This window comes from Lysobacter sp. KIS68-7 (assembly GCF_021284745.1).
Taxonomy (GTDB): Bacteria; Pseudomonadota; Gammaproteobacteria; order Xanthomonadales; family Xanthomonadaceae; genus Noviluteimonas.
This window is the reverse complement of record NZ_CP089925.1, coordinates 416,445-436,884: the sequence shown is the minus strand read 5'-3', so window position 1 is coordinate 436,884 and position 20,440 is coordinate 416,445. Positions and strand designations below refer to the sequence as shown.

16 protein-coding genes are annotated in these 20,440 nt (G+C 68.9%); 14 read left to right on the top strand and 2 right to left on the bottom strand.

The features are described from left to right. Window positions 1-12: 12 nt before the first annotated feature. Window positions 13-1,095, top strand: coding sequence for an LPS export ABC transporter permease LptG (lptG, locus tag LVB87_RS02090; RefSeq protein ID WP_232900425.1), 1,083 nt, complete (start codon window positions 13-15; stop codon window positions 1,093-1,095). A gap of 4 nt (window positions 1,096-1,099) precedes the next feature. Here the strand turns inward: lptG and LVB87_RS02085 are convergent, their stop codons facing one another. Next, window positions 1,100-1,579, bottom strand: a complete 480-nt coding sequence (locus LVB87_RS02085; protein WP_232899264.1) for an RDD family protein — start codon at window positions 1,577-1,579, stop codon at window positions 1,100-1,102. Between the two features lie 48 nt (window positions 1,580-1,627). On the opposite strand from LVB87_RS02085, the gene xerD reads away from it, so the two are divergent. The 3 genes from xerD to purL all read left to right on the top strand — a co-directional run bounded on the left by xerD (window position 1,628) and on the right by purL (window position 7,561). Beyond that, window positions 1,628-2,578, top strand: a complete 951-nt coding sequence (gene xerD / locus LVB87_RS02080; protein ID WP_232899263.1) for a site-specific tyrosine recombinase XerD — start codon at window positions 1,628-1,630, stop codon at window positions 2,576-2,578. 120 nt (window positions 2,579-2,698) lie between these two features. Then, the gene (locus tag LVB87_RS02075) at window positions 2,699-3,565 is read left to right on the top strand and encodes a DsbC family protein (RefSeq protein WP_232899262.1); all 867 of its coding nucleotides are present in this window, start codon (window positions 2,699-2,701) and stop codon (window positions 3,563-3,565) included. An 81-nt stretch (window positions 3,566-3,646) separates the two neighbouring features. After that, window positions 3,647-7,561, top strand: coding sequence for a phosphoribosylformylglycinamidine synthase (gene purL / locus LVB87_RS02070; RefSeq protein ID WP_232899261.1), 3,915 nt, complete (start codon window positions 3,647-3,649; stop codon window positions 7,559-7,561). Between the two features lie 40 nt (window positions 7,562-7,601). Here the strand turns inward: purL and LVB87_RS02065 are convergent, their stop codons facing one another. After that, the gene (locus LVB87_RS02065) at window positions 7,602-11,840 is read right to left on the bottom strand and encodes an HYR domain-containing protein (RefSeq protein WP_232899260.1); all 4,239 of its coding nucleotides are present in this window, start codon (window positions 11,838-11,840) and stop codon (window positions 7,602-7,604) included. A 192-nt stretch (window positions 11,841-12,032) separates the two neighbouring features. On the opposite strand from LVB87_RS02065, the gene gspE reads away from it, so the two are divergent. Genes gspE through LVB87_RS02015 form a run of 10 tightly spaced genes read left to right on the top strand, consistent with a single transcriptional unit; the run spans window position 12,033 to window position 20,440 of the window. Then, window positions 12,033-13,757: a type II secretion system ATPase GspE gene (gspE, locus tag LVB87_RS02060; RefSeq protein WP_232899259.1), complete on the top strand. Its 1,725-nt coding sequence runs from the start codon at window positions 12,033-12,035 to the stop codon at window positions 13,755-13,757. Window positions 13,758-13,764: 7 nt separating this feature from the next. Further along, entirely contained in the window at window positions 13,765-14,982 is a 1,218-nt protein-coding gene (locus LVB87_RS02055; RefSeq protein WP_232899258.1) for a type II secretion system F family protein, read from the top strand. 6 nt (window positions 14,983-14,988) lie between these two features. Beyond that, on the top strand, window positions 14,989-15,417 hold the full coding sequence (gspG, locus tag LVB87_RS02050; RefSeq protein ID WP_232899257.1) for a type II secretion system major pseudopilin GspG: 429 nt from the start codon (window positions 14,989-14,991) through the stop codon (window positions 15,415-15,417). A gap of 3 nt (window positions 15,418-15,420) precedes the next feature. Next, window positions 15,421-15,900, top strand: a complete 480-nt coding sequence (locus LVB87_RS02045) for a GspH/FimT family pseudopilin (RefSeq protein WP_232899256.1) — start codon at window positions 15,421-15,423, stop codon at window positions 15,898-15,900. Next, complete coding sequence (locus tag LVB87_RS02040) at window positions 15,900-16,334, top strand: prepilin-type N-terminal cleavage/methylation domain-containing protein (protein ID WP_232899255.1); 435 nt, start codon at window positions 15,900-15,902, stop codon at window positions 16,332-16,334. The genes LVB87_RS02045 and LVB87_RS02040 overlap by 1 nt, the downstream gene beginning before the upstream one ends. After that, window positions 16,331-16,969, top strand: a complete 639-nt coding sequence (locus LVB87_RS02035; protein ID WP_232899254.1) for a prepilin-type N-terminal cleavage/methylation domain-containing protein — start codon at window positions 16,331-16,333, stop codon at window positions 16,967-16,969. Before LVB87_RS02040 ends, LVB87_RS02035 begins: the two co-directional genes overlap by 4 nt. Before the next feature lie 20 nt (window positions 16,970-16,989). Continuing rightward, entirely contained in the window at window positions 16,990-17,871 is an 882-nt protein-coding gene (locus tag LVB87_RS02030; RefSeq protein ID WP_232900423.1) for a type II secretion system protein GspK, read from the top strand. Then, complete coding sequence (locus LVB87_RS02025; protein ID WP_232899253.1) at window positions 17,868-19,040, top strand: PilN domain-containing protein; 1,173 nt, start codon at window positions 17,868-17,870, stop codon at window positions 19,038-19,040. The genes LVB87_RS02030 and LVB87_RS02025 overlap by 4 nt, the downstream gene beginning before the upstream one ends. Next, window positions 19,018-19,662, top strand: coding sequence for a type II secretion system protein GspM (gspM, locus tag LVB87_RS02020; RefSeq protein WP_232899252.1), 645 nt, complete (start codon window positions 19,018-19,020; stop codon window positions 19,660-19,662). Before LVB87_RS02025 ends, gspM begins: the two co-directional genes overlap by 23 nt. Next, complete coding sequence (locus LVB87_RS02015) at window positions 19,649-20,440, top strand: general secretion pathway protein GspN (RefSeq protein WP_232899251.1); 792 nt, start codon at window positions 19,649-19,651, stop codon at window positions 20,438-20,440. Before gspM ends, LVB87_RS02015 begins: the two co-directional genes overlap by 14 nt.

Here is a 20,440-nt window from a genome sequence, read left to right as displayed (position 1 = left end):
CCGTTCCCGAAGATGCACGACGTGTACGTCGGCCGCGTCGTGCTGACCTCCGTGCTGATCACCTGGGCGATCGTGCTGGGCCTGGACCTGCTGCAGGCAATGCTGATCGGCGAACTGGGCGACCTCGGCGGGGGCTACGACTTCCTCCAGGCGCTGCTCTCCGTGCTCTACACCGCGCCGCGGCGCGCGTATGCGCTGTTCCCCAGTGCCGCCGTTGTCGGCGCCCTGATGGGCCTGGGCCAGCTCGCCGCGAGTTCCGAACTCACCGCGTTGCGCGCGCTGGGCCTCTCGCGCCGCCGCCTAAGTGGCGCCGTGGCATTGGCCCTGGGCCTGCTCACCGTGGCGATGGTGCTCAACGGCGAATTCCTCGCGCCGTGGGCGCAGCGCATGGCCGACACGACCAAGGCCGAAGCGAAATCGAACAACGCGATCATGTCGCAATATGCCGGCGTGTGGGCGCGCGAGGGCGACATGTTCCTCAACGCGAGTTCGGGCCAGCAGCGCATCTCCGGCCACGATCGCTGGCTGGAATTGAACAACGTCAGCCTCTACCAGTTCGCCGAGGACGGGCGCCTGGCGTCGATCGCCAACGCCGCGATCGCCGAGCATCGTCCGACGGGCTGGATCCTGCGCGACGTCACGCGCACGCGTTTCGGCGCGACCTCGGTGCAGCAGGAACACGTGCCGATGGAACGCTGGAAGACGCAACTGGACGACGCCGCGCTCGCCGCGAGCGTCACCCGCCCGCGTTACCTGCCCTCCAGCGAACTCGCCAGCAGCATCGCCTACTTCAAGCGCAACGGCCTGGATTCCAGCGATTTCGAAGAGATCTACTGGGGCCGCTGGTTCTACCCGCTCAACGTGCTGGCCTTGTGCCTGGCCGCCGTGCCCTTTGCGTTCGGTTCGCTGCGCAGCGGCGGCGCGGGCAAGCGCTTGTTCATCGGCATCGTGTTCGCGCTCGGGTTCTGGATGCTGCAGACGATGTTCGGCAACCTGGCGCAGGCGTATCGCTTCGACATCCGCATCGCGTACGCATTGCCGCTCATCGTGATGCTGGGAACGTCCTTCGCGCTGTTCCGCCGCCGCAGCGGCTAGCGCGTCACTCGCCCTTGCGTCTGCGCCGCATGATCGTGCCGCTGGCGCGGTCGTGCCAGGTCTTGCGGTCGCGGTCGAACCACGCCCACCAGAATCCGAGTCCCCCCGCGAGCAGCGACAGCGTGCCGACGGCGTAGCGGATCCACAGCGCACGCCAACCCGGGCGCGCGCCGTCGTCCAGGCTCACGAACAAACGCCACGGACGCATGCCGAGCGTCTGTCCGCCGCGACGCCAGCTGACCACCGCATACAGGCCGCCCACGAACCAGCAGATCGCCCATTCGATCCAGTTGAGCGCGCTCCACGGATGCACGTAGGCGCGCGGGTCGTGGAGGATGGCCGCCATGCCGACGACGAACGCCGTGCCGATCACCATCCACAACGCAATGACGGGCAGCGCGTCGTAACACAGGGCGAGCAGGCGCCAGAACACCAGCGCGGCGGGCTTGGGGGCAGGGGCGGGCGGGGCGGCGGTGTCGGTCATCGCACAAGGATAGCCGTCGCCACCCGGTGCGCGCGCTAAGCTCGACGCATGTCGTCCACGCCCGCGCAACGTCGTTCCCTCGCGCTGAGCCGCGCACCGGTGCCGGAGGAGGACGAACGCGCCATCGCCCGGTTCCTCGATGCGCTGTGGGCCGAATCGGGCGTCGCGCAGGCCACGCTCGAAAGCTACCGCCGCGACCTGGAGGGGTATGCACGCTGGCGCGAAGGCCGCGGCGGCGGGCTCGCGGGTGCCGATCGCGCGGCCCTGTTCGAATATTTCGCCGAGCGCACGCGCGAAGGCTACTCGCCGCGCAGCAATTCGCGTTTGCTGTCGACGCTGCGCGCCTTCTTCGCGCATTGCGTGCGGCGCCGCGAACGCGAAGACGATCCCAGCGCGCTGATCGATCCGCCCAAGCTGCCGCGTTCACTGCCCAAGGCGCTGACGGAAGCGCAGATCGACGCGCTGCTGTCCGCGCCGGACGTCGCCACGCCGCTCGGCCTGCGCGACCGCGCGATGTTCGAACTGATGTATGCCTGCGGCCTGCGCGTGAGCGAGCTGGTCAACCTGCCGGCCACCGGGCTCAACCTGCGCCAGGGCGTGCTGCGCGTGATGGGCAAGGGCAGCAAGGAACGCATGGTGCCGCTCGGCGAAGAAGCGCAGCACTGGCTCGAACGCTATCTCGCGGAATCGCGCCCGCACCTGGCGGGCAAGCGCGCGCTCGCGCCGCTGTTCCTCGAACCCGACGGGGAAGCGCCCACGCGCGGCCGTTTCTGGCGCCTGGTAAAGCAATACGCCGTCGTCGCCGGCATCGATCCGCGCCGCATCAGCCCGCACGGTCTGCGCCACAGCTTCGCCACCCACCTGCTCAACCGTGGCGCGGATCTGCGCGCGCTGCAGTTGCTCCTCGGCCACAGTTCGCTGTCGACCACGCAGATCTACACGCTCGTGGCACGCGAACATTTGCAGAAGCTGCATGCGAAACATCATCCAAGGGGATGAATGGGCGCCGACCGCACGCTTAAGCGTGACCAGCGGTACTGGCCCGCCCGTGGCACCGTGCCAGAATCCCGTCCATCGCCCCGGCCCCCCGGCCTCGGGCTTCCCCTCACGGAAATGCCGATGAATCGTCTCCTCCTCGCCCTGACCTGCGCCGTCCTCAGCCTGGCGGCCTGCGCGCAGGACGCCGCCCCGGCCGTCGCCGCCAAGCCCGGCGCGCAATCGCGTCGCGTGGTCGCCTCCGGCGCGAGCCTCGATGTCCCGGTCGTGGCCGGCTCGCCCGAAGCCCGCGCCCGCGACGTGATCCGCGGGATCAATCCGGCCGTCCGCATCGACGCGATCGGCGCCGCGCCCATGAAGGGTTTCCGCGAAGCGATCGTCGACGGCCAGGTCTTCTACATCAGCGACGACGGCAAGTACCTGTTCCAGGGCGCGCTGTACGACACCGCCTCGAAGGAAAACCTTGCGAAGGAGAGCATGAACAAGCTCCGCCGCAAGCTGCTGGCGACCGTGCCCGCGAAGGATCGCATCGTGTTCGCGCCGCCGAACGCCAAGTACACGGTCTCGGTCTTCACCGACGTGGAATGCGGCTACTGCCGCAAGTTCCACAGCCAGATCGCCGAATACAACAAGCAGGGCATCGCCGTGCAGTACCTGGCCTTCCCGCGCATGGGCCTGGGCAGCGACGACTACAAGAAGATGGTGGCCGTGTGGTGCGCCCCGGACCGCCGCAAGGCCCTGACCGACGCCAAGCAGGACCGCCCGCCGCCGCCGAGCAACTGCGCCAACCCGGTGACGATGGAATACGACATCGGCCGCCGCGCCGGGCTCACGGGCACCCCCATGATCCTGGCCCCCGACGGCACCGAACTGGGCGGCTACCTCGAGCCCGCCAAGCTGCGCGCCGCCCTGGACGAACTGGCCGCAGGCAAGGACACGACCAAATCGGGCGCCACCGACAAGGTCGCCACCGCCGGCGGGAGCCGATAAGACCGGTCCCCGGGCCGTAAAGAGGAACGCGGCGCGCGGGCCCGGTACAATGCCGGGCCCGTTCCAACGGTCTCCCACCCGATGATCGTTCTCGAGGGCCAACAGGCCCTGTCGCCGTTCCGTCGCGAACGGCTCGAAGCGCGCCTCCGCGCGCTGGCTCCCTCGCTCCGCATCGCCGGTGCCTGGTTCACATACTGGGTGCAGCCCGCCGACGCGGACGCCCGCATCGATCGCGCCGCACTCGACCGCATCCTCGAGGCAGGCGACGCCACGGCGCCGCGCGCCGACGGCGCGGTATCGCGCTACGTCCTGCCGCGCCTGGGCACGATTTCGCCGTGGGCCAGCAAGGCCACCGAACTCCTGCACGGCGCGAGCCTGCCCGTGCAGCGCGTCGAACGCGGCCTGCGCATCGACCTCACCGGTTGGCCGGACGATTTGGCGACGCAGACCGCGCTCGCCCGCCTGCTGCACGATCCGATGACGCAATCGCTCGTCGCCGACCGCGATGCCGGCGCCGCGTTGTTCCGCACGCCGCCGAAGTCGCCGCTGGAAGTCGTGCCTGTCCCGGCGCTCGAATCCGCCAACACGCGCCTCGGCCTTGCGCTGGCGCAGGACGAAGTCGACTACCTGCGCGATCGCTACGGCGAACTCGCCCGCGACCCGCACGACGTCGAACTGATGATGTTCGCGCAGGCGAATTCCGAGCACTGCCGCCACAAGATCTTCAATGCGTCGTGGACCATCGACGGCCGCGACCAGCATGCGAACGGACAGGCGACCTCGCTGTTCCGCATGATCAAGCACACGCACGCGAAGACGCCGCAGCACACGCTTTCGGCCTACAGCGACAACGCGGCGGTGGTGGAGGGCGAAGTGGTGCAACGCTTCCGCCCCGATCCGCACACGCACGAATACCGCAGCGAGCCGGCCACGCCCGGCGCGTTCTGCATCAAGGTCGAAACGCACAACCATCCGACGGCGATCTCGCCGTTCCCAGGTGCGTCCACCGGCGCGGGCGGTGAAATCCGCGACGAAGGCGCCACCGGTCGCGGCGGCCGCCCGAAGGCGGGCCTGTGCGGCTTCTCCGTTTCGCACCTGCGCATCCCGACGCTGCCGCAAGCCTGGGAATCGCCGCGCGCGCTGAACCCGCGCATGGCCTCCGCGTTCGAGATCATGACCGACGGTCCGCTCGGCGCCGCCGCGTTCAACAACGAATTCGGTCGTCCGAACCTCAACGGTTACTTCCGCGCGTTCGAGCTCGCCGAAGGCGATGGCCTGGTCCGCGCCTACGACAAGCCGATCATGCTCGCCGGCGGATACGGCGCGATGGATCGCAGCATGGTGGCCAAGCGTCCGCTCTCGCCGGGCGATGCGGTGATCGTGCTCGGTGGCCCGGCGATGCTCATCGGCCTCGGCGGCGGCGCCGCGAGTTCGGTGGCCTCGGGCGAAAGCGCCGAAGACCTCGACTTCGCCTCCGTGCAGCGCGACAACCCCGAGATGGAGCGTCGCGCGCAGGAAGTGATCGATCGCTGCGTCGCGCTCGGCGACGACAATCCGATCCTCTCGATCCACGACGTGGGTGCGGGTGGTTTGTCGAACGCGATCCCCGAATTGCTGCACGACTCGGGCGTGGGCGGCGTGATCGACCTGGACCGTGTGCCGACCGACGACCCGTCGCTGTCGCCGATGCAGTTGTGGTGCAACGAATCGCAGGAACGCTACGTGCTGGGCATCGCGCCCGATCGCGTCGGCGAATTCGCGGCGCTGTGCCTGCGCGAACGTTGCCCCTTCGCCGTCGTCGGCCATGCGACCGCGGAAGAACGCCTCGTGGTCGCCAAGGGCGCCACGGTCGATGCGCTCCCGGACGACCGTGCGATCGACCTGCCGATGGACGTGCTCTTCGGCAAGCCGCCGAAGATGCATCGCGACACCACCACGCCGCCTGCGCCGCGTTGGCCGGAACTGCTCACGCACGCGCTCGACCTCAACGATGCCGGCCTGCGCGTGCTCGCGCATCCCACCGTCGCGTCGAAGAACTTCCTGATCACCATCGGCGACCGCACCGTCGGCGGCCTCACCGCGCGCGACCAGATGGTCGGCCCGTGGCAGATGCCCGTCGCGGACTGCGCGATGACGCTCGCCGATTACGCGACCTTCGCGGGCGAAGCGATGTCCGTGGGCGAACGCACGCCGCTCGCGCTGCTCGACGCCGCCGCCGCCGCGCGCATGGCCGTGGGCGAAGCGATCACCAACCTGTGCGCCGCGCCGGTGCAAGCCCTCGATCGCATCAAGCTCTCCGCCAACTGGATGGCCGCCGCCGGCCACCCGGGCGAAGACGCCAAGCTGTTCGATGCCGTGCGCGCCGTGGGCCTGGAGCTCGCGCCGCAACTCGACCTCAGCATCCCGGTGGGCAAGGATTCGCTTTCGATGCAGGCGCAGTGGCACTGCGATGGCATCGCGCAGAAGTCCGTGTCGCCGGTGTCGCTCATCGTGTCCGCCTTCGCGCCGGTCGACGATGTGCGCAAGCAACTCACGCCGCTGCTGGCGCGCGACACCGATTCGGAAATCTGGCTGATCGGCCTGGGCGGCGGCAAGCAGCGCCTCGGCGGTTCCGTGCTGGCGCAGTGCCATCCCGATGCGGGCGCCGGCACGCATGCGCTGCCTGCGTTCGCGGGCCCGGTGCCGGACCTCGACGATCCGCAGCGCCTGCGCGCCTTCTTCGAGCTGATCCGCGACGCGCGCAACGCCGGCCTCCTGTGCGCCTACCACGACCGTTCCGACGGCGGCGCGTTCGCTGCGTTGTGCGAAATGGCCTTCGCCTCGCACCTCGGCCTCGACATCTCGCTCGACGGCTGGGGCGAGGATCCGTTCCGCACGTTGTTCAACGAGGAACTCGGTGCGCTGGTGCAGATCTGTGCGGAAGACCGCGCCGAGTTCGCCGACATGGTGGCGCGCCACGGCCTGATCGATTGCGCGCAGCGCATCGCACGCCCGACCACGGCGCCGGCCGTGCGCGTCATGTCCGACGGCAGCCTGGTCACCGAGTGGCGTTGGGAAACCTTGTTCGATGCCTGGTGGTCGGTCACGCACGCCATGCAGCGCCTGCGCGACAACCCTGAATGCGCGGACGAGGAACACGCCAGCGTGCGTCGCTTCGACGCGCCGGGCCTGCAGCCGAAGCTCACGTTCGATCCGGCCGAAGACATCGCCGCGCCGTACATTTCGACGGGTGCGCGTCCGCGCGTGGCGATCCTGCGCGAGCAGGGCGTCAACAGCCAGGTCGAGACGGCCTACGGGTTCGACCGCGCCGGTTTCGCCGCGGTGGACGTGCACATGAGCGACCTCATCGCTGGTCGCGCGCGCCTGGAAGACTTCAGCGGTTTCGTCGCGTGCGGCGGCTTCAGCTACGGCGACGTGCTGGGCGCCGGCCGCGGTTGGGCCACCTCGGTGCTCGAACGCCCGGAGATGCGCGAAGCCTTCGCGCGCTTCTTCGAACGCGCCGATACCTTTGCGCTGGGCGTGTGCAACGGCTGCCAGATGCTCGCGCAGCTCAAGCCGATCATCCCGGGTGCGGAGCACTGGCCGCGCTTCCTGCGCAACCGCAGCGAACAGTACGAAGCACGCCTGGCGCTGCTGGAAGTGTTCGAATCGCCGTCGCTGTTCCTGCGCGATATGGTCGGTTCGCGCATCCCCGTGGCAGTGGCGCACGGCGAAGGCCGCGCGTCGTTCGCGAACGACACGGATGCAGGGAAGGCGCATGTCGCCCTGCGCTACGTCGATGGCGACGGTCGCCCCGCCGGCGTGTATCCCGCCAATCCGAACGGCTCGCCCGATGCGATCGCCGGCCTGACCACCACCGACGGCCGCGTCACCATCCTGATGCCGCACCCGGAGCGCACGCTGCGCAGCGCGAACTACAGCTGGGCACCGCGCGAGTGGGCCGACGACAGCCCGTGGATGCGGATTTTCCGCAACGCGCGCAAGGCGATCGGTTGAAAGCAGAAGGCCCGGGTTTCCCCGGGCCTTCTTCGTTGCATCACTTCTTGAAGTTGAAGTTCGCGGTCTGCATCGAGCCGTCGATGAACTTCAATTGCAACTGGCGGCACGTGCCAGCCCACGCCTTGTCGGTCTTCCACACGTAGTTGTAGCGCGCGGTGCCGGTGTCGTAGCTCAGCGAGCTGTTGCCGGCGGTGACCGTTTCCTCGATCGCGTCGGTCAGCGTGCCGGTGCACGTCATCACCACCGAGCGCGGATAGCCGTCCGCGAAGATCGCCAGGCCCTGGTTGCCGCCGAGCGAGAACTTCACCGGGATCGCCTGGCCGGAGTTCACGATGTTGACGGTCGGCAGGTTGTCGACCGGGCTGAAGAACCCGCTGAACGCGAAGGTGACGTTCACCGGGAAGGTGCTCGTGGCTTCGTTGTTGCGCGTGTCCTTCGACTTGCACGTCACCGTGCTCCCGCCCGCGTTGAACCACGTGCCCGATGCCGGCGTGCACGTGACCGGGCGTGCGCCGTCGACGATGTCGTTGGCGGTCGGGTCGGTCCAGGTCACGTAGGCACCGGCGCTGGCCGCGGCGATCGCATTCACCGCCGCATGGGCCGAGATGTTCGGGGGCGTCGTGTCGCGGATGGTGATGTTGAAGCTCCCGTTCGCAGTGTTGCCGGCGCCGTCGGTGGCGCTGCAGTTCACCGCCGTGGTGGTGATCGCAAAGGTGCTGCCCGAGGCCGGCGTGCAGGAGACGGGCACGTTGCCGCTGACGATGTCGTTGGCGGTCGGGCTGAAGGTCACCGCGCGGCCCGACGGGCCGGTGGCTTCACCGGTGTAGTCCGTCGGCAGCGAGAGCACGGGCTTCGTCGTGTCGACCACCGTGACCTGGAACGATCCGTGCCCGGTGTTGCCGTGCGTGTCGGAGGCGCTGCAGTTCACCGTCGTCGTGCCGAGGGCAAACGTGCTGCCTGAAGTCGGCGCGCACGAGATCGGCACGTTGCCGCTCACGAGGTCGTAGGCCGAAGCGCTGAATGTTGCCACCGCGCCGCCCGGACCGGTGGCTTCCTTCGAGAAGTTCGCGGGCAGCGTCAGCCCAGGCGCAGTGGTGTCGGCGACCGTGACGTTGAAGGAACTCGTCGAATGGTTGCCGGCGCCGTCCTGCGCGCTGCAAGTCACGGCGCTCGTGCCCAGCGCGAAGGTCGAACCGGACGCGGGCAGGCAGCTCGCGGTGCCGGTGCCGCTGACGGCGTCGGTCCAGTTGGGGCTCGTGTAGGTCACGACTGCGCCGCTCGGGCCTGTCGCTTCGATGCCGGCGATGTCATCGCTGTGGGCGATCGAGGGTGGCGTGGTGTCGACGACTTTGACCAGGAAGCTGCCATGCCCCGTGTTGCTCGCGCCGTCGGTTGCGCTGCATTGCACGGTGGTGTCGCCGAGCGCGAAGGTGGCGCCCGACGCGGGCGTGCACACGACCGGCACGCTGCCGCTCACGATGTCGTTCGCGGTGGCGGTGAAGGTCACGGCGGCGCCCGCTGCGGAGGTGGCTTCCTGCGTGGTGGTCGACGGCAGCGTGAGCGCCGGCGGCGTCGTGTCGCGCACGAGCACGTGGAAGCTGCCTGATGCGGTGTTGTTGGCGCCATCCGTCGCGCTGCACTGCACTTCGGTATTGGTCAGGCCGAACGTGCTGCCGGAGGGCGGTGCACATGTCACCGGCACGTCGCCGCTGACGATGTCGTGGGCCGTCGCGGTGAACGTCACCTCGGCGCCGGCGGGGGAGGTCGCTTCTTCGGTGATGTCCGCAGGCAGCGTCAGCGTGGGCGGCGTCGTGTCGACCACGGTGACGGTGAAGCTGCTGGTCGCCTTGTTGCCCGCACCGTCCTGCGCGCGGCAATGCACCGTGGTCGTGCCGAGCGCGAAGGTCGAGTCCGCGGCCGGCAGGCAGTTTGCGGTGCCGTCGCCGCTGACGAGGTCGTGCCAGGCGGGATTGGTGTAGTGGACCGGTGCGCCGTTCGGGCCGGTGGCTTCGATGCCGGTGATGTTCGCGACGTCATCGATTGCAGGCGGCGTCGTATCGACGACATCGACGGTGAACGTCGTCGGGACCGCGACGTTGCCGTGCGCATCGGTCTTCGAGCAGGTGATGATCGTCGGGCCGAGCGGGAACGTCCCGCCCGACGCCGGCGTGCATTCCGCATCGCCCGATCCGTCCACGAGGTCGTGCCACTTCGGCGGATCGTATTGAACGACGGCGCCGCTCGGTCCGGTCGCTTCGACGTCAGCAAGGTTGTCGTGGACCTCGATCCCCGGCGGCGTGTGGTCGACGACCGTGATCGTGAACGTCGTTTCATCCGCGGGGTTGCCCGCGTTGTCGGTGTAGTTGCAATGCACGGTGGTCGTGTCGAGCGCGAAGGTCGTGTGCGAGGCGGGTGTGCAGCTCGCGCTGCCGCTGCCGTCGACCGCGTCCGTCCACGTCGGTGCGAGATAGTCGACCAGTGCGCCCGCGGCGGACGTCGCTTCGACGTTGTCGATGTTCGAATGCGCAGCGATCACCGGCTTCGTCGTGTCGTGCACCAGGACCTTGAAGCTCGTGGCGTCGGCGTGGTTGCCCGAAGTGTCCGTCGCGCTGCAGTTCACGTCCGTGCTACCCAGCGCGAACGTCGTGCCCGGCGGCGGAACGCAGGTCGCGACGCCGTCCGGATCGACGTTGTCGTGCGTGGCGGGCGGTGTGTAGTTCGATACGGCGCCGGCCGCACTGGTCGCTTCCAGCGGGCCTTCGTCGCCGTGCCCCGCGATCGTCGGCTTCGTCACGTCCATCACGCTGAGCACGAAGGACTTCGGCGCCGCTGAATTGTTGTGCGCATCGACGGCGGTGCAGTTCACCGTCGTGTTGCCGAGCGGGAACTGGCTGCCGGAGGCGGGCGCGCAGGTCGCCGGCGCGGTGCCGTCGACGAGGTCGGCTTTCGTTGCAGTGAACGTCGCGGGCGCGCCGCTGGCGTCGATCGCATCGACGGCGGTGTCGCCGGGGACCGTGAGGATCGGCGGCGTCGTGTCGCGCACGAGGATCTTGAAGCTGGCGTTCGACGTGTTGTTGTTCGCGTCGTGGTCGGTGCAGTTGACCGTGGTGTTCGCATCGAGCGCGAACACGCTGTTGGACGCCGGCACGCACGCGAGCGGCTGCGGGATCTGGTCTTCCACCGCATCCTGCGACGTCACGCTGTAGGGCACGCTTGCGCCCGCGGCGGAGGTCGCTTCGGCCGTGATGTCGTTCGGGACGACGATCACCGGTGCGGTCACGTCGCGGATGAAGAGGCCGCAGGACTTCGAAGCGGACGCCAGCAGCGGATCGGTGACCGTCGCGGTCACGGTCATGCCGCCGAGCTGCTGGAAGCCGAGGTGTGGTGCGTTGAACGTGATCGAAGACGTGGTCAAACCGCCGATGCCGAGGTTCGGCAGGCCGGCGTTCTGGCTCCAGGCCCAGGCCAGCGCGCCGCCTTCGGGATCGCTCGATCCGCTGGCGTCGAAAGTGACCGACTGGCCTTCATCGACATTGCGCACCCCGCCGGCGGGGCAACCCAGCACCGCGATCGGCGGATCGTTGGTGAAGACGATGCTGACCGTTTTGTCGGTGAAGCTGCTCAACGTGCCGTCGGAGACCGTGAGGCGAAACCCGAGCGTGGTCGTGGCGGGGAGGTTCGGCGCGATGAACGTGCGCACGGCGCCTGCGCCCGCGAGCGTCACCGTCGGCGAGCCGGAAATCTGTGTCCAGGAATACGTCAGAGGTTGGTTGTCGGGATCGGACGAACCGGTGCCGTCCAGGGTGACGGTCTGGCCTTCGGTTGCATTGAGCGGCGCGATGAACCCGGAGGCGACCGGTGGGGAATTCACGAACACGTCGGTGACGTTGATGACCGTGGTGGTGGTATCGGTCTGGTTCCCGCAAGTCACCGTGAGCCGGAAGTTCAGCGCGGCGCCGGCGGCGCCCACGCTCGGCGCGGCGAACGTCGGTTTCTGCACGGTCGTGTTGTTGAGGGTCACCGTCAGGCCCGATGGCGTGCTGCCGAGATAGGTCCAGGCGAACACGAGATCGTTGTTCCCCGGCGTCGACTTCGATCCATCGAGCGTCACGACGGTGGGATTGCCCCCGGTGCGCTCGGGCACGGTCTGCGTGTCCGGGTCGATCTTGGCTTTGGGATTCCCGTTGCAGGCCGCCCAGGCGGGCTGGACACAAGCAGCAGACAAAACGAGGAAGGCAGTCGCCCACCCCCGGCTGAACGCGAGGCGCGATGACATGAGGGTGTCCCCCTGTAGGACTGGTAATTCCAGCGAACGCCGCGCCTCCTTCAAGCCGGTCATCCTTCCCGACAAAAGGCCTGAACGCTTCAAGTGACCCCGGCCCCCATGCGGGAGTCGGCCCCCACGACCGCTCTGCTACAGTCGCGACCCGGGTCACGGATGGCCCAAGAACCGCGCCCGGAGGACGGAATGAACGCCATCGTCGACGCCCCGCCAGGGGGTGGAACCGAAGTCGCTGCCGACGAGCGCATCGTGTCGGCGCTGGTCGAACGTGGCCGCCTGAAGGACGCCGACCTCGCCCGCGCCCGCCGCCTCCAGGAGGAAACCGGGGGCAGCCTGCTGAGCCTGCTCGCACGCCTGGGCCTGGTCTCCGAGCGCGACCACGCCGAGACCGCCTCGGCCGTGCTCGGCCTGCCGCTGGTCAGTGCGAAGGACGCCCCCGAGCTGCCGCCCGAGACGGTCGCGCTCTCCCCGAAATTCATGAAGCAGTTCCACGTCGTGCCGGTCGCCGAGACCGAGCAGGGCGTGGACGTGCTGGTCGCCGATCCGCAGGACCTCTATGCGCTCGACGCCGTGCGCCTGGCCACGGGCCGCGAGGTGCGCGCGAGCATCGCGCTGCGTTCGGAGATCGACGACCTGATCGAACGCTGGCACGGCCAGGGCCGCAGCGCGATGGGCGCGATCGTCGAAACCGCCGAAGGCGAAACCGGCGACATGGACGACGTCGAACACCTGCGCGACCTCGCGTCCGAAGCGCCGGTGATCCGCCTGGTCAACCTGATCATCCAGCGCGCGGTGGAACTGCGTGCGTCGGACATCCATATCGAACCCTTCGAAAACCGCCTGAAGGTGCGCTACCGCATCGACGGCGTGCTCGAGGAATCCGAAGGTCCGCCGGCCAACCTCACCGCCGCGATCATCAGCCGCATCAAGATCATGGCGAAGCTCAACATCGCCGAACGCCGCCTGCCGCAGGACGGCCGCATCATGCTGCGCGTGCAGGGCAAGGAACTCGACCTGCGCGTGAGCAGCATGCCCACCGCGCACGGCGAAAGCGTGGTGATGCGCCTGCTCGATCGCGAAACGGTGGTGTTCGACTTCCACCGCCTCGGCTTCACCGACGAATTCCTCCCGCAGTTCCAGCACGTGCTGGAGCAGCCGCACGGCATCCTGCTGGTGACGGGCCCGACCGGCTCGGGCAAGACGACCACGCTCTACACGGCGCTGAGCAAGCTCAACACCAGCGACGTCAAGATCATCACGGTCGAAGACCCGATCGAATACCAGATCGAAGGCATCAACCAGATCCAGGCCAAGCCGCAGATCGGATTGGACTTCGCGAACGCGCTGCGTTCGATCGTGCGCCAGGATCCGGACATCATCATGATCGGCGAAATGCGCGACCTGGAAACCGCGCGCATCGCGATCCAGTCCGCGCTCACCGGCCACCTGGTGCTCTCCACCCTGCACACGAACAACGCCGCCGGTGGCATCACGCGCCTGCTCGACATGGGCGTGGAAGACTATCTGCTGACGTCCACGGTGAACGGCATCCTCGCCCAGCGCCTCGTGCGCCGCCTGGAACCGACGAATGCCGAGCGTTACCTCGCGTCGCCGGAAGAGATCGAGAAGTTCAGCCTGCGCCGCTGGCAGCGCGAAGGCGACATCTACCTGTACCACCCGCGTCCGTCCGAACTCTCGCCCACCGGTTACCTCGGCCGCACGACGATCATGGAGTTCCTCGTCATGGACGACGAACTCCGCCGCGCAGTGATGCGCCACGCCGGCATGGGCGAACTCGAACAGCTCGCGCGCAAGGCGGGCATGCGCACGATGTACGAGGACGGCATCACGAAGGCGCTGGCCGGCGTCACGACGATCGAAGAAGTGTTGCGCGTCACCGAAGACGCCTGAGGCCACGATGCCCCTGTTCCGCTACAAGGCCCTCAATTCACGCGGCGAGCTGCTCGACGGCCAGATGGAAGCCGCGAGCGTCGGCGAAGTGGCCGTGCGCCTGCAGGAGCAGGGACATTTGCCTGTCGAAACGAAGCTCGCTTCGGAAGGCGGTGGCGAGTCGACATGGAAGATGCTGTTCAAGCCCAAGCCCTTCGCGGGCGAGCGGCTCGTGCAGTTCACGCAGCAGCTGGCGACGCTGCTCGCCGCGGGTCAGCCGTTGGATCGCGCGCTGACCATCCTGCTGGAATTGCCGGAAGACGAAGGCGCACGCCGCACCATCGCCGACATCCGCGATGCGGTGCGCGGCGGCAGTGCGTTGTCGACGGCGCTGGAGCGCCAGCACGGCACCTTCGGCCGCCTGTACGTGAACATGGTGCGCGCGGGCGAGGCGGGCGGTTCGCTGCACGAAACGCTGCAGCGCCTGGCCGATTACCTCGAGCGCAGTCGCGCGTTGCGCGGGAAGGTGATCAACGCGTTGATCTACCCGATCATCCTGCTGGTGATGGTCGGCTTCAGCCTGCTGTTCCTGCTGGGCTACGTCGTCCCGCAGTTCGCCGCGATGTACGAGAGCCTGGATGCCACGCTGCCGATCTTCACCCGCATCGTGCTGGGCATCGGCCTGTTCGTGCGCGACTGGTGGATCGTGCTGGTGGCCATCCCCGCGCTCGCGGTGTGGTGGTTCGACCGCAAGCGGCGGGACCCGGAATTTCGCGTGAAGTTCGATGAATGGCTGCTGCGGCAGAAATTCGTCGGCCCGTTGGTGGCACGGCTGGAAACCGCACGATTGGCGCGCACGCTCGGCACCCTGCTGCGCAACGGCGTGCCCTTGCTGACCGCGCTGGGCATCGGCCGCAATGTGTTGGGGAACCTCGTGCTGGCGGCGGATGTCGAAACCGCAGCCAATGAAGTGAAGGGCGGCGTCGGCCTGTCCACGGCCCTGGGCCGCGGCAAGCGCTTCCCGCGCCTGGCGCTGCAGATGATCCAGGTCGGCGAAGAATCCGGCGCGCTCGACACGATGCTGCTGAAGACCGCCGACACGTTCGAAGCGGAAACGAGCCTGGCGCTCGACCGCATGCTGGCGGCGCTGGTGCCGGTGGTGACGATGCTGCTCGCGGGCGTCGTCATGGTCGTCATCCTCGCCGTGCTCACCCCCATCTACGATCTGACGAACGCCATCGGATAAATGCCCATGACCTTTCATCGTTCCCTTCGTGCTCCCGCACCGCGCCAGGCGCAGTCCGGCTTCAGCCTCATCGAGATCATCCTGGTCGTCGTGCTGATCGGCGGCATCGTGGCCTTCGCCGCCACGCGCATCCTCGGCGGCGGCGACCGCGCCAAGGTCAACCTCGCCAAGGCGCAGGTGCAGACGCTCGCCGAGAAAGTGCAGCAGTTCCAGGGCGACACCGGCGCGCTGCCGGCCAACCTCGACGAACTCGTGCAGAGCGATGCACAAGGTTGGCTCGGCCCGTACGCCAAGACGTCCGAGCTCAAGGATCCCTGGAACCACCCCTTCGAATACAAGGCGCCGGGCGAGAACAAGCCCTTCGACCTGGTCAGCTTCGGCAAGGACGGCAAGCCGGGCGGCTCCAGCGTCGACGCCGACATCGCATTCGAGTAAGCCATGCGCACCCACGGACGCCGCGCGATGCACCGCCGGGCGTCCGGCTTCTCGCTGTTGGAAGTGATGCTCGTGATGCTGCTCATCGCGGCGATGAGCGTGCTCGCCGCCGCGATGGTGACGGGCGGATTCGCAGGCATGCGCGTGCGCGCCGAGGCCAAGGAGATCGCCGCGCAGTTGCGCTACACGCGCGCGCAGGCCATCTCCACCGGACAGTCGCAGCGTTTCCTCATCGACCCGGCCGCGCGCACCTGGCTTGCGCCGAACAATCGCAAGGGCCAGGTCGGCAAGGCGTTCGGCATCAATTTCTTCGGCGCGCGCGAAGTGCAGCCCACGCGCGGCGTGGGCGCGATCCAGTTCTTCTCCGACGGGGCGTCCACGGGCGGCCGCGTGCAACTCACCGCGAAGGGCGCGGCGTGGAATATCGACGTCGCCTGGCTCACGGGTGAAGTGAAACTCACGCGCGGAGCGGCAGCGCCGTGATGCGCCGCGCAACCCAAGCGGGTTACACGCTCATCGAGGTGATCATCGCCTTCGCGGTGCTCGCGCTCGCGTTGACCCTGTTGCTCGGCACACTGTCCGGCGCGACGCGGCAGGTGCGCTGGGCCGACGATGCGGGGCGCGCGGCGATGCACGCGCAATCGCTGCTCGCGCAACTCGGTGTCGGCGAACCGCTGCGCCCGGGCCACACCGAAGGCGATTTCGAAGAAGGGCGTTACCGCTGGGCGCTCGATGTCGCGCCGTGGCGGGACCCGAGCGAATCCGACGCTGCGCAGCAACTCATCGACCCCGCCGCGCCGCGCTTGCTGTCGCTCGACCTGCAGGTGAAGTGGGGCGACGGCACGCCGCGCGACAGCCTGCACCTGCAATCGCTGCGCCTGGTGACGCCCGACGCGTTGGACGGAGCGCCGCAATGAGCGCCCGCCATGCCCGCGGTTTCACGCTGATCGAAGTGCTGCTCGCGACGATCCTGCTCGCGGCCGGCCTGGCGCTCGCCTTCGCCACGCTGCGCGCGGCGACCGCCACCGCGCAACGCGGCGAAGCGATCGCGCAACGCAACGAACACATGCGCGCGGTCGAACTGTTCCTGCGCCGCCGCATCGGCAACGCGCGCCCCATCGCGTTCGGCATGAACACCGACACCGGCATGCCGCGCCGTTTCGAAGGCGACCGCGACCACATGCGCTTCGTCGCCGACCTGCCGGACTACCTCGGGCGCGGCGGCCCGTACCTGCACGAGCTCACCATCGTCGACGGGCCCGATGGTCCGCGCCTGGAAGTGGCGTTCACGATGGTGCTCGGCGCCACCACCGTCGCGGACAACCCGCCGCGCAAACCGGAAGTGCTCGCCGACCACCTGCACGATGCGACCTTCCGCTACCGCGCCATGACGGAAGACAACAGGCTCTCCGACTGGGTGGAGACCTGGAACAACGGCGACAACCTGCCCGTGCAGGTCGAGATCACCTTGCGCGATGCCGACGGCCGCACGTGGCCTCCGATGATCGTCGCCTTGCCGCTGGCCGGCGGATACCAGGGGGCTGCGCTGTGAGCCGCCCGCGACCCGTGCGCATCGCACGCATGCGCGGTGCGGCCTTGCTGCTCGTGCTGTGGCTGATCGCGCTGCTGACCGCGCTGATCGGTGCGTTCGCGCTCACCGCGAGCATCGAAGGCCTGCAGGGCCGCGTGCTGCACCGCGGCGTGATCGCGGGCGAAGTCGCGCGCGCGGGGCTCGAATACGCACTGGTCCGCGCGGCCGATCCCGATCCGCGCCGCCAATGGCTGCCCGACGGTCGTCCCTACCAGTGGACCTTCGGCGACGCACAGGTGCAGGTCTCGCTCGTCGACGAGAACGGCAAGATCGACCTCAACCAGGCGGACCTCGCCTTGCTCGCCTCCCTGTTCCAGAACGTGGGCGGCCTGGACAACGAACAGGCGCGGCGCGTGGCCGCCGCGGTGCTGGACTGGCGCGACCCGGATTCGCTCACGCAGCCCGAGGGTGGCGCCGAGGACGGCGAATACGCCGCGGCCGAACGCCCCTACGGCGCGAAGGACGCGCCCTTCGAAAGCGTCGCCGAACTCGAACAGGTCCTCGGCATGACGCCCGCGCTCTACGCGAAGGTGGCCCCGGACCTGACCGTCTACAGCGGCCGAACGCGCCCGGATCCGGCGTTCGCGTCGGCAGGGGTGTTGCAGGCGATGGGCATCGACGCGGACAGCGCGATCGGTCGCCGACGCGCATGGGATCCGTCGTCGGGAGGCCCCGCGCCCGTCCTCGAAGGAGGCGAGCCGCTCGTGAGCAGTGGCAGCGGCACGTATAGTATCGACAGCCGTGCACGGCTTCGCGATGGACGCGAAGCGATGCTGCGCGTCGTGGTGCGTGCTGGCGGGAACGGATTGCCGGGTTCGGCGTACACGCCGCTGCGTTGGGAGGAGGGAGCATCGCCGCGATGAATGCACTGCGCGACCGCATCGGCCGCATCCAGACTCGTGTCCTGCCGGGCGCGGGCGGATGGCTGTCGTGGTGGTCGCGCTCGCTCGCGGCGTGGTTGCCGGTGCGCTGGCGCGCCGCGCTTGGCCTCGGGCTCGATCGCCTGTTGCTGGCGCAGGATCCCGATGCGCTGCACCTGCGCCTGCAGACCTTCGACGGCGTCGAAGGTCCGGTGGTGCGCGATGTCGGCCGTCTCCCCGCGAGTGAAGTGCTCGCCGTCGACGTCGATCCGCTCGCCACCATCCTCGCCCCCTCCATCGCCGATCTTCCGCGCTGGCTGGTGCTGCCCGCCAACGCGGGCCTGCGTCGCCGCCTCGTGCTGCCCGCCGCCGCCGCCGATCGCCTGCGCGATGTCGTCTCCTTCGAAATCGATCGGCAGACGCCGTTCACCGCCGACAGCGCCGCCTTCGATGCGCGCATCCTGGATCGTCGCGCCGACGGCCAGCTCGATGTCGAACTCGTCGCCGTGCCGCGCACCGCGATCCAACCGCGGCTGGATGCACTCGGTGGCGTCACCGCCACGCTCGCGGGCATCGACCTCGCCGACACGAGCGGCATCCCGCTCGGCGTGAACCTGCTGCCGCCCGCGCAACGCCGCCATCGCGCGGACCCGTGGGGCGTGTGGAACTGGGTGCTGGGTGCCTTCGCCGTGGTCGCCGTCGCCGCCGGCCTGTGGCAGGTACTCGACAACCGCCGCAACGCGGCCGATGAATTCGAGAGCGACGTGAATGCGCGCACCGCGCAGGCGCGCCAGGCCTCCGCGCGCCGGCAGGCGCTCATCGATGCCGTGGAAGGGCAGGCCTACCTCGACCAGATGCGCCGCGGGCGCCCGAGCGCGGTGGAGGTCCTCGACGAACTCACGCGTCGCCTGCCCGACACGACGTACATGGAAAAGGTCGCGATCGAAAACGATCGGCTCACGCTGATCGGTTTGAGCAGCGAGGCCTCCTCGCTCGTCGGCCGCCTGGAAGGTTCGCCGCTGTGGCGCGCGCCCGCGCTCACCGGCGCGCTCCAACCGGATCCGCGCTCGGGCAAGGATCGCTTCACGCTCACCGCGGACCTCGCCGTCACACCGCCCACCGTGCAGAACCGACAGCAGGAGGCGCCGCGTGCCGCCGCAGGGACCGACTGACCGCGATCGCTGGGTCGCGCTCGGCTTGCTCGTGGCCGCGCTCGCGCTCGCCTATTTCGTGCTGCTGCACCCGTGGTGGACGGTGCCGATGCTCGACGTCGAATCGCGCATCCACGATCTGCAGGAACGCGAACTTCGCGTGCGCACGCAATTGCAGCAGGCGCCCGAAGTGGAACGCCGCTATGCGCAGGTGCAGGCGGCCAACCGCGGTCGCCCCGGTTTCCTGCCCGAGCCCACGCCCGAACTCGCCACCGCCGGCCTCGTGCAGCGCCTGGAAGGCGTGGTGCAGCAGGCGAGCCCGGGCAATCGCAGTTGCGCGATCACCAATCGCTCGCCGCTGACGGAAACGCGCCCGGCCGAACGCTTCCCGCGCGTGACCATCCAGGTGCGCCTGCGTTGCGGCGCGCCGGAACTGGCCACCGTGCTGCACGAAATCGAAAGCGGCAGCCCGCGCGTGTTCGTCGACAACCTCAACATCCTCGCGCAGCGTTACTTCTACATGCCGGGGCAGGGCAAGGCGCAGAGCGGCGGGCTCGACGTGAGCTTCGACCTGTACGGCTACATCCGGCCGCGACCGGCGAGCACGCAGGTGCGTGCAGGGGGGCGTCGTGCGACTCAGTGACGCCGGCCCGCGCACCTGGTTGCTGGCCTCCGTCGCCGGCTGGGCGTTGCTCACCTGGGTGGGCGCGCTCGCCGGCATGGGCGGCACCATTGCACGCCTGCCGAACGATCCCTCGCTGCTGCGCAAACTGCCCGTGGCCGCCAAGGCGCAGGCCGAACGCATCGGCCCGCTCTCGCAATATGCGGAAGTCGGCGCGCGTCCCCTTTTCTCCGAGGATCGCCGCCCGCAACCGTTCTTCCTGCAGGCGCAGGGCGACGACCAGCAGGCGCAGGCCTTCGACTTCGTGCTGACCAGCGTGCTGCTCACGCCGACCTTCCGCATGGCGATCGTGCAGCCCACCGCCGGCGGCGAATCGGTGCGCATGAAGATGGACGAGTCGCCGGCCGAAGCGCAGGGCTGGCGCCTGGTCGCGCTCGAACCGCGCCGCGCCACCTTCGAAGGCCCGCAGGGCAGCAAGACGCTCGACCTACGCGTGTTCAACGGTGCCGGCGGCACGGCGCCCACGCGCACCACGCCGACCGCCGCCGCCACGCAGGAACCCCCGCAACCGGTCGTGATGGAAAACGCGGACGACGCCGTGCCACCGCCGCCCGCGGCCGTTCCCGCGCCGGCGCCGGAAGCGACGGCGAACAAACCCGCGACCACCGGATCCACCTTGCCCGACCAACCGATGACGCCGGAGCAACAGATGGACGCGATCCGCAAACGCATCGAACAGCGTCGAGCCCAGCTGCGCCAGGAACAGCAGCGCCAGCCGCAACAAAACAAACAGGACTAA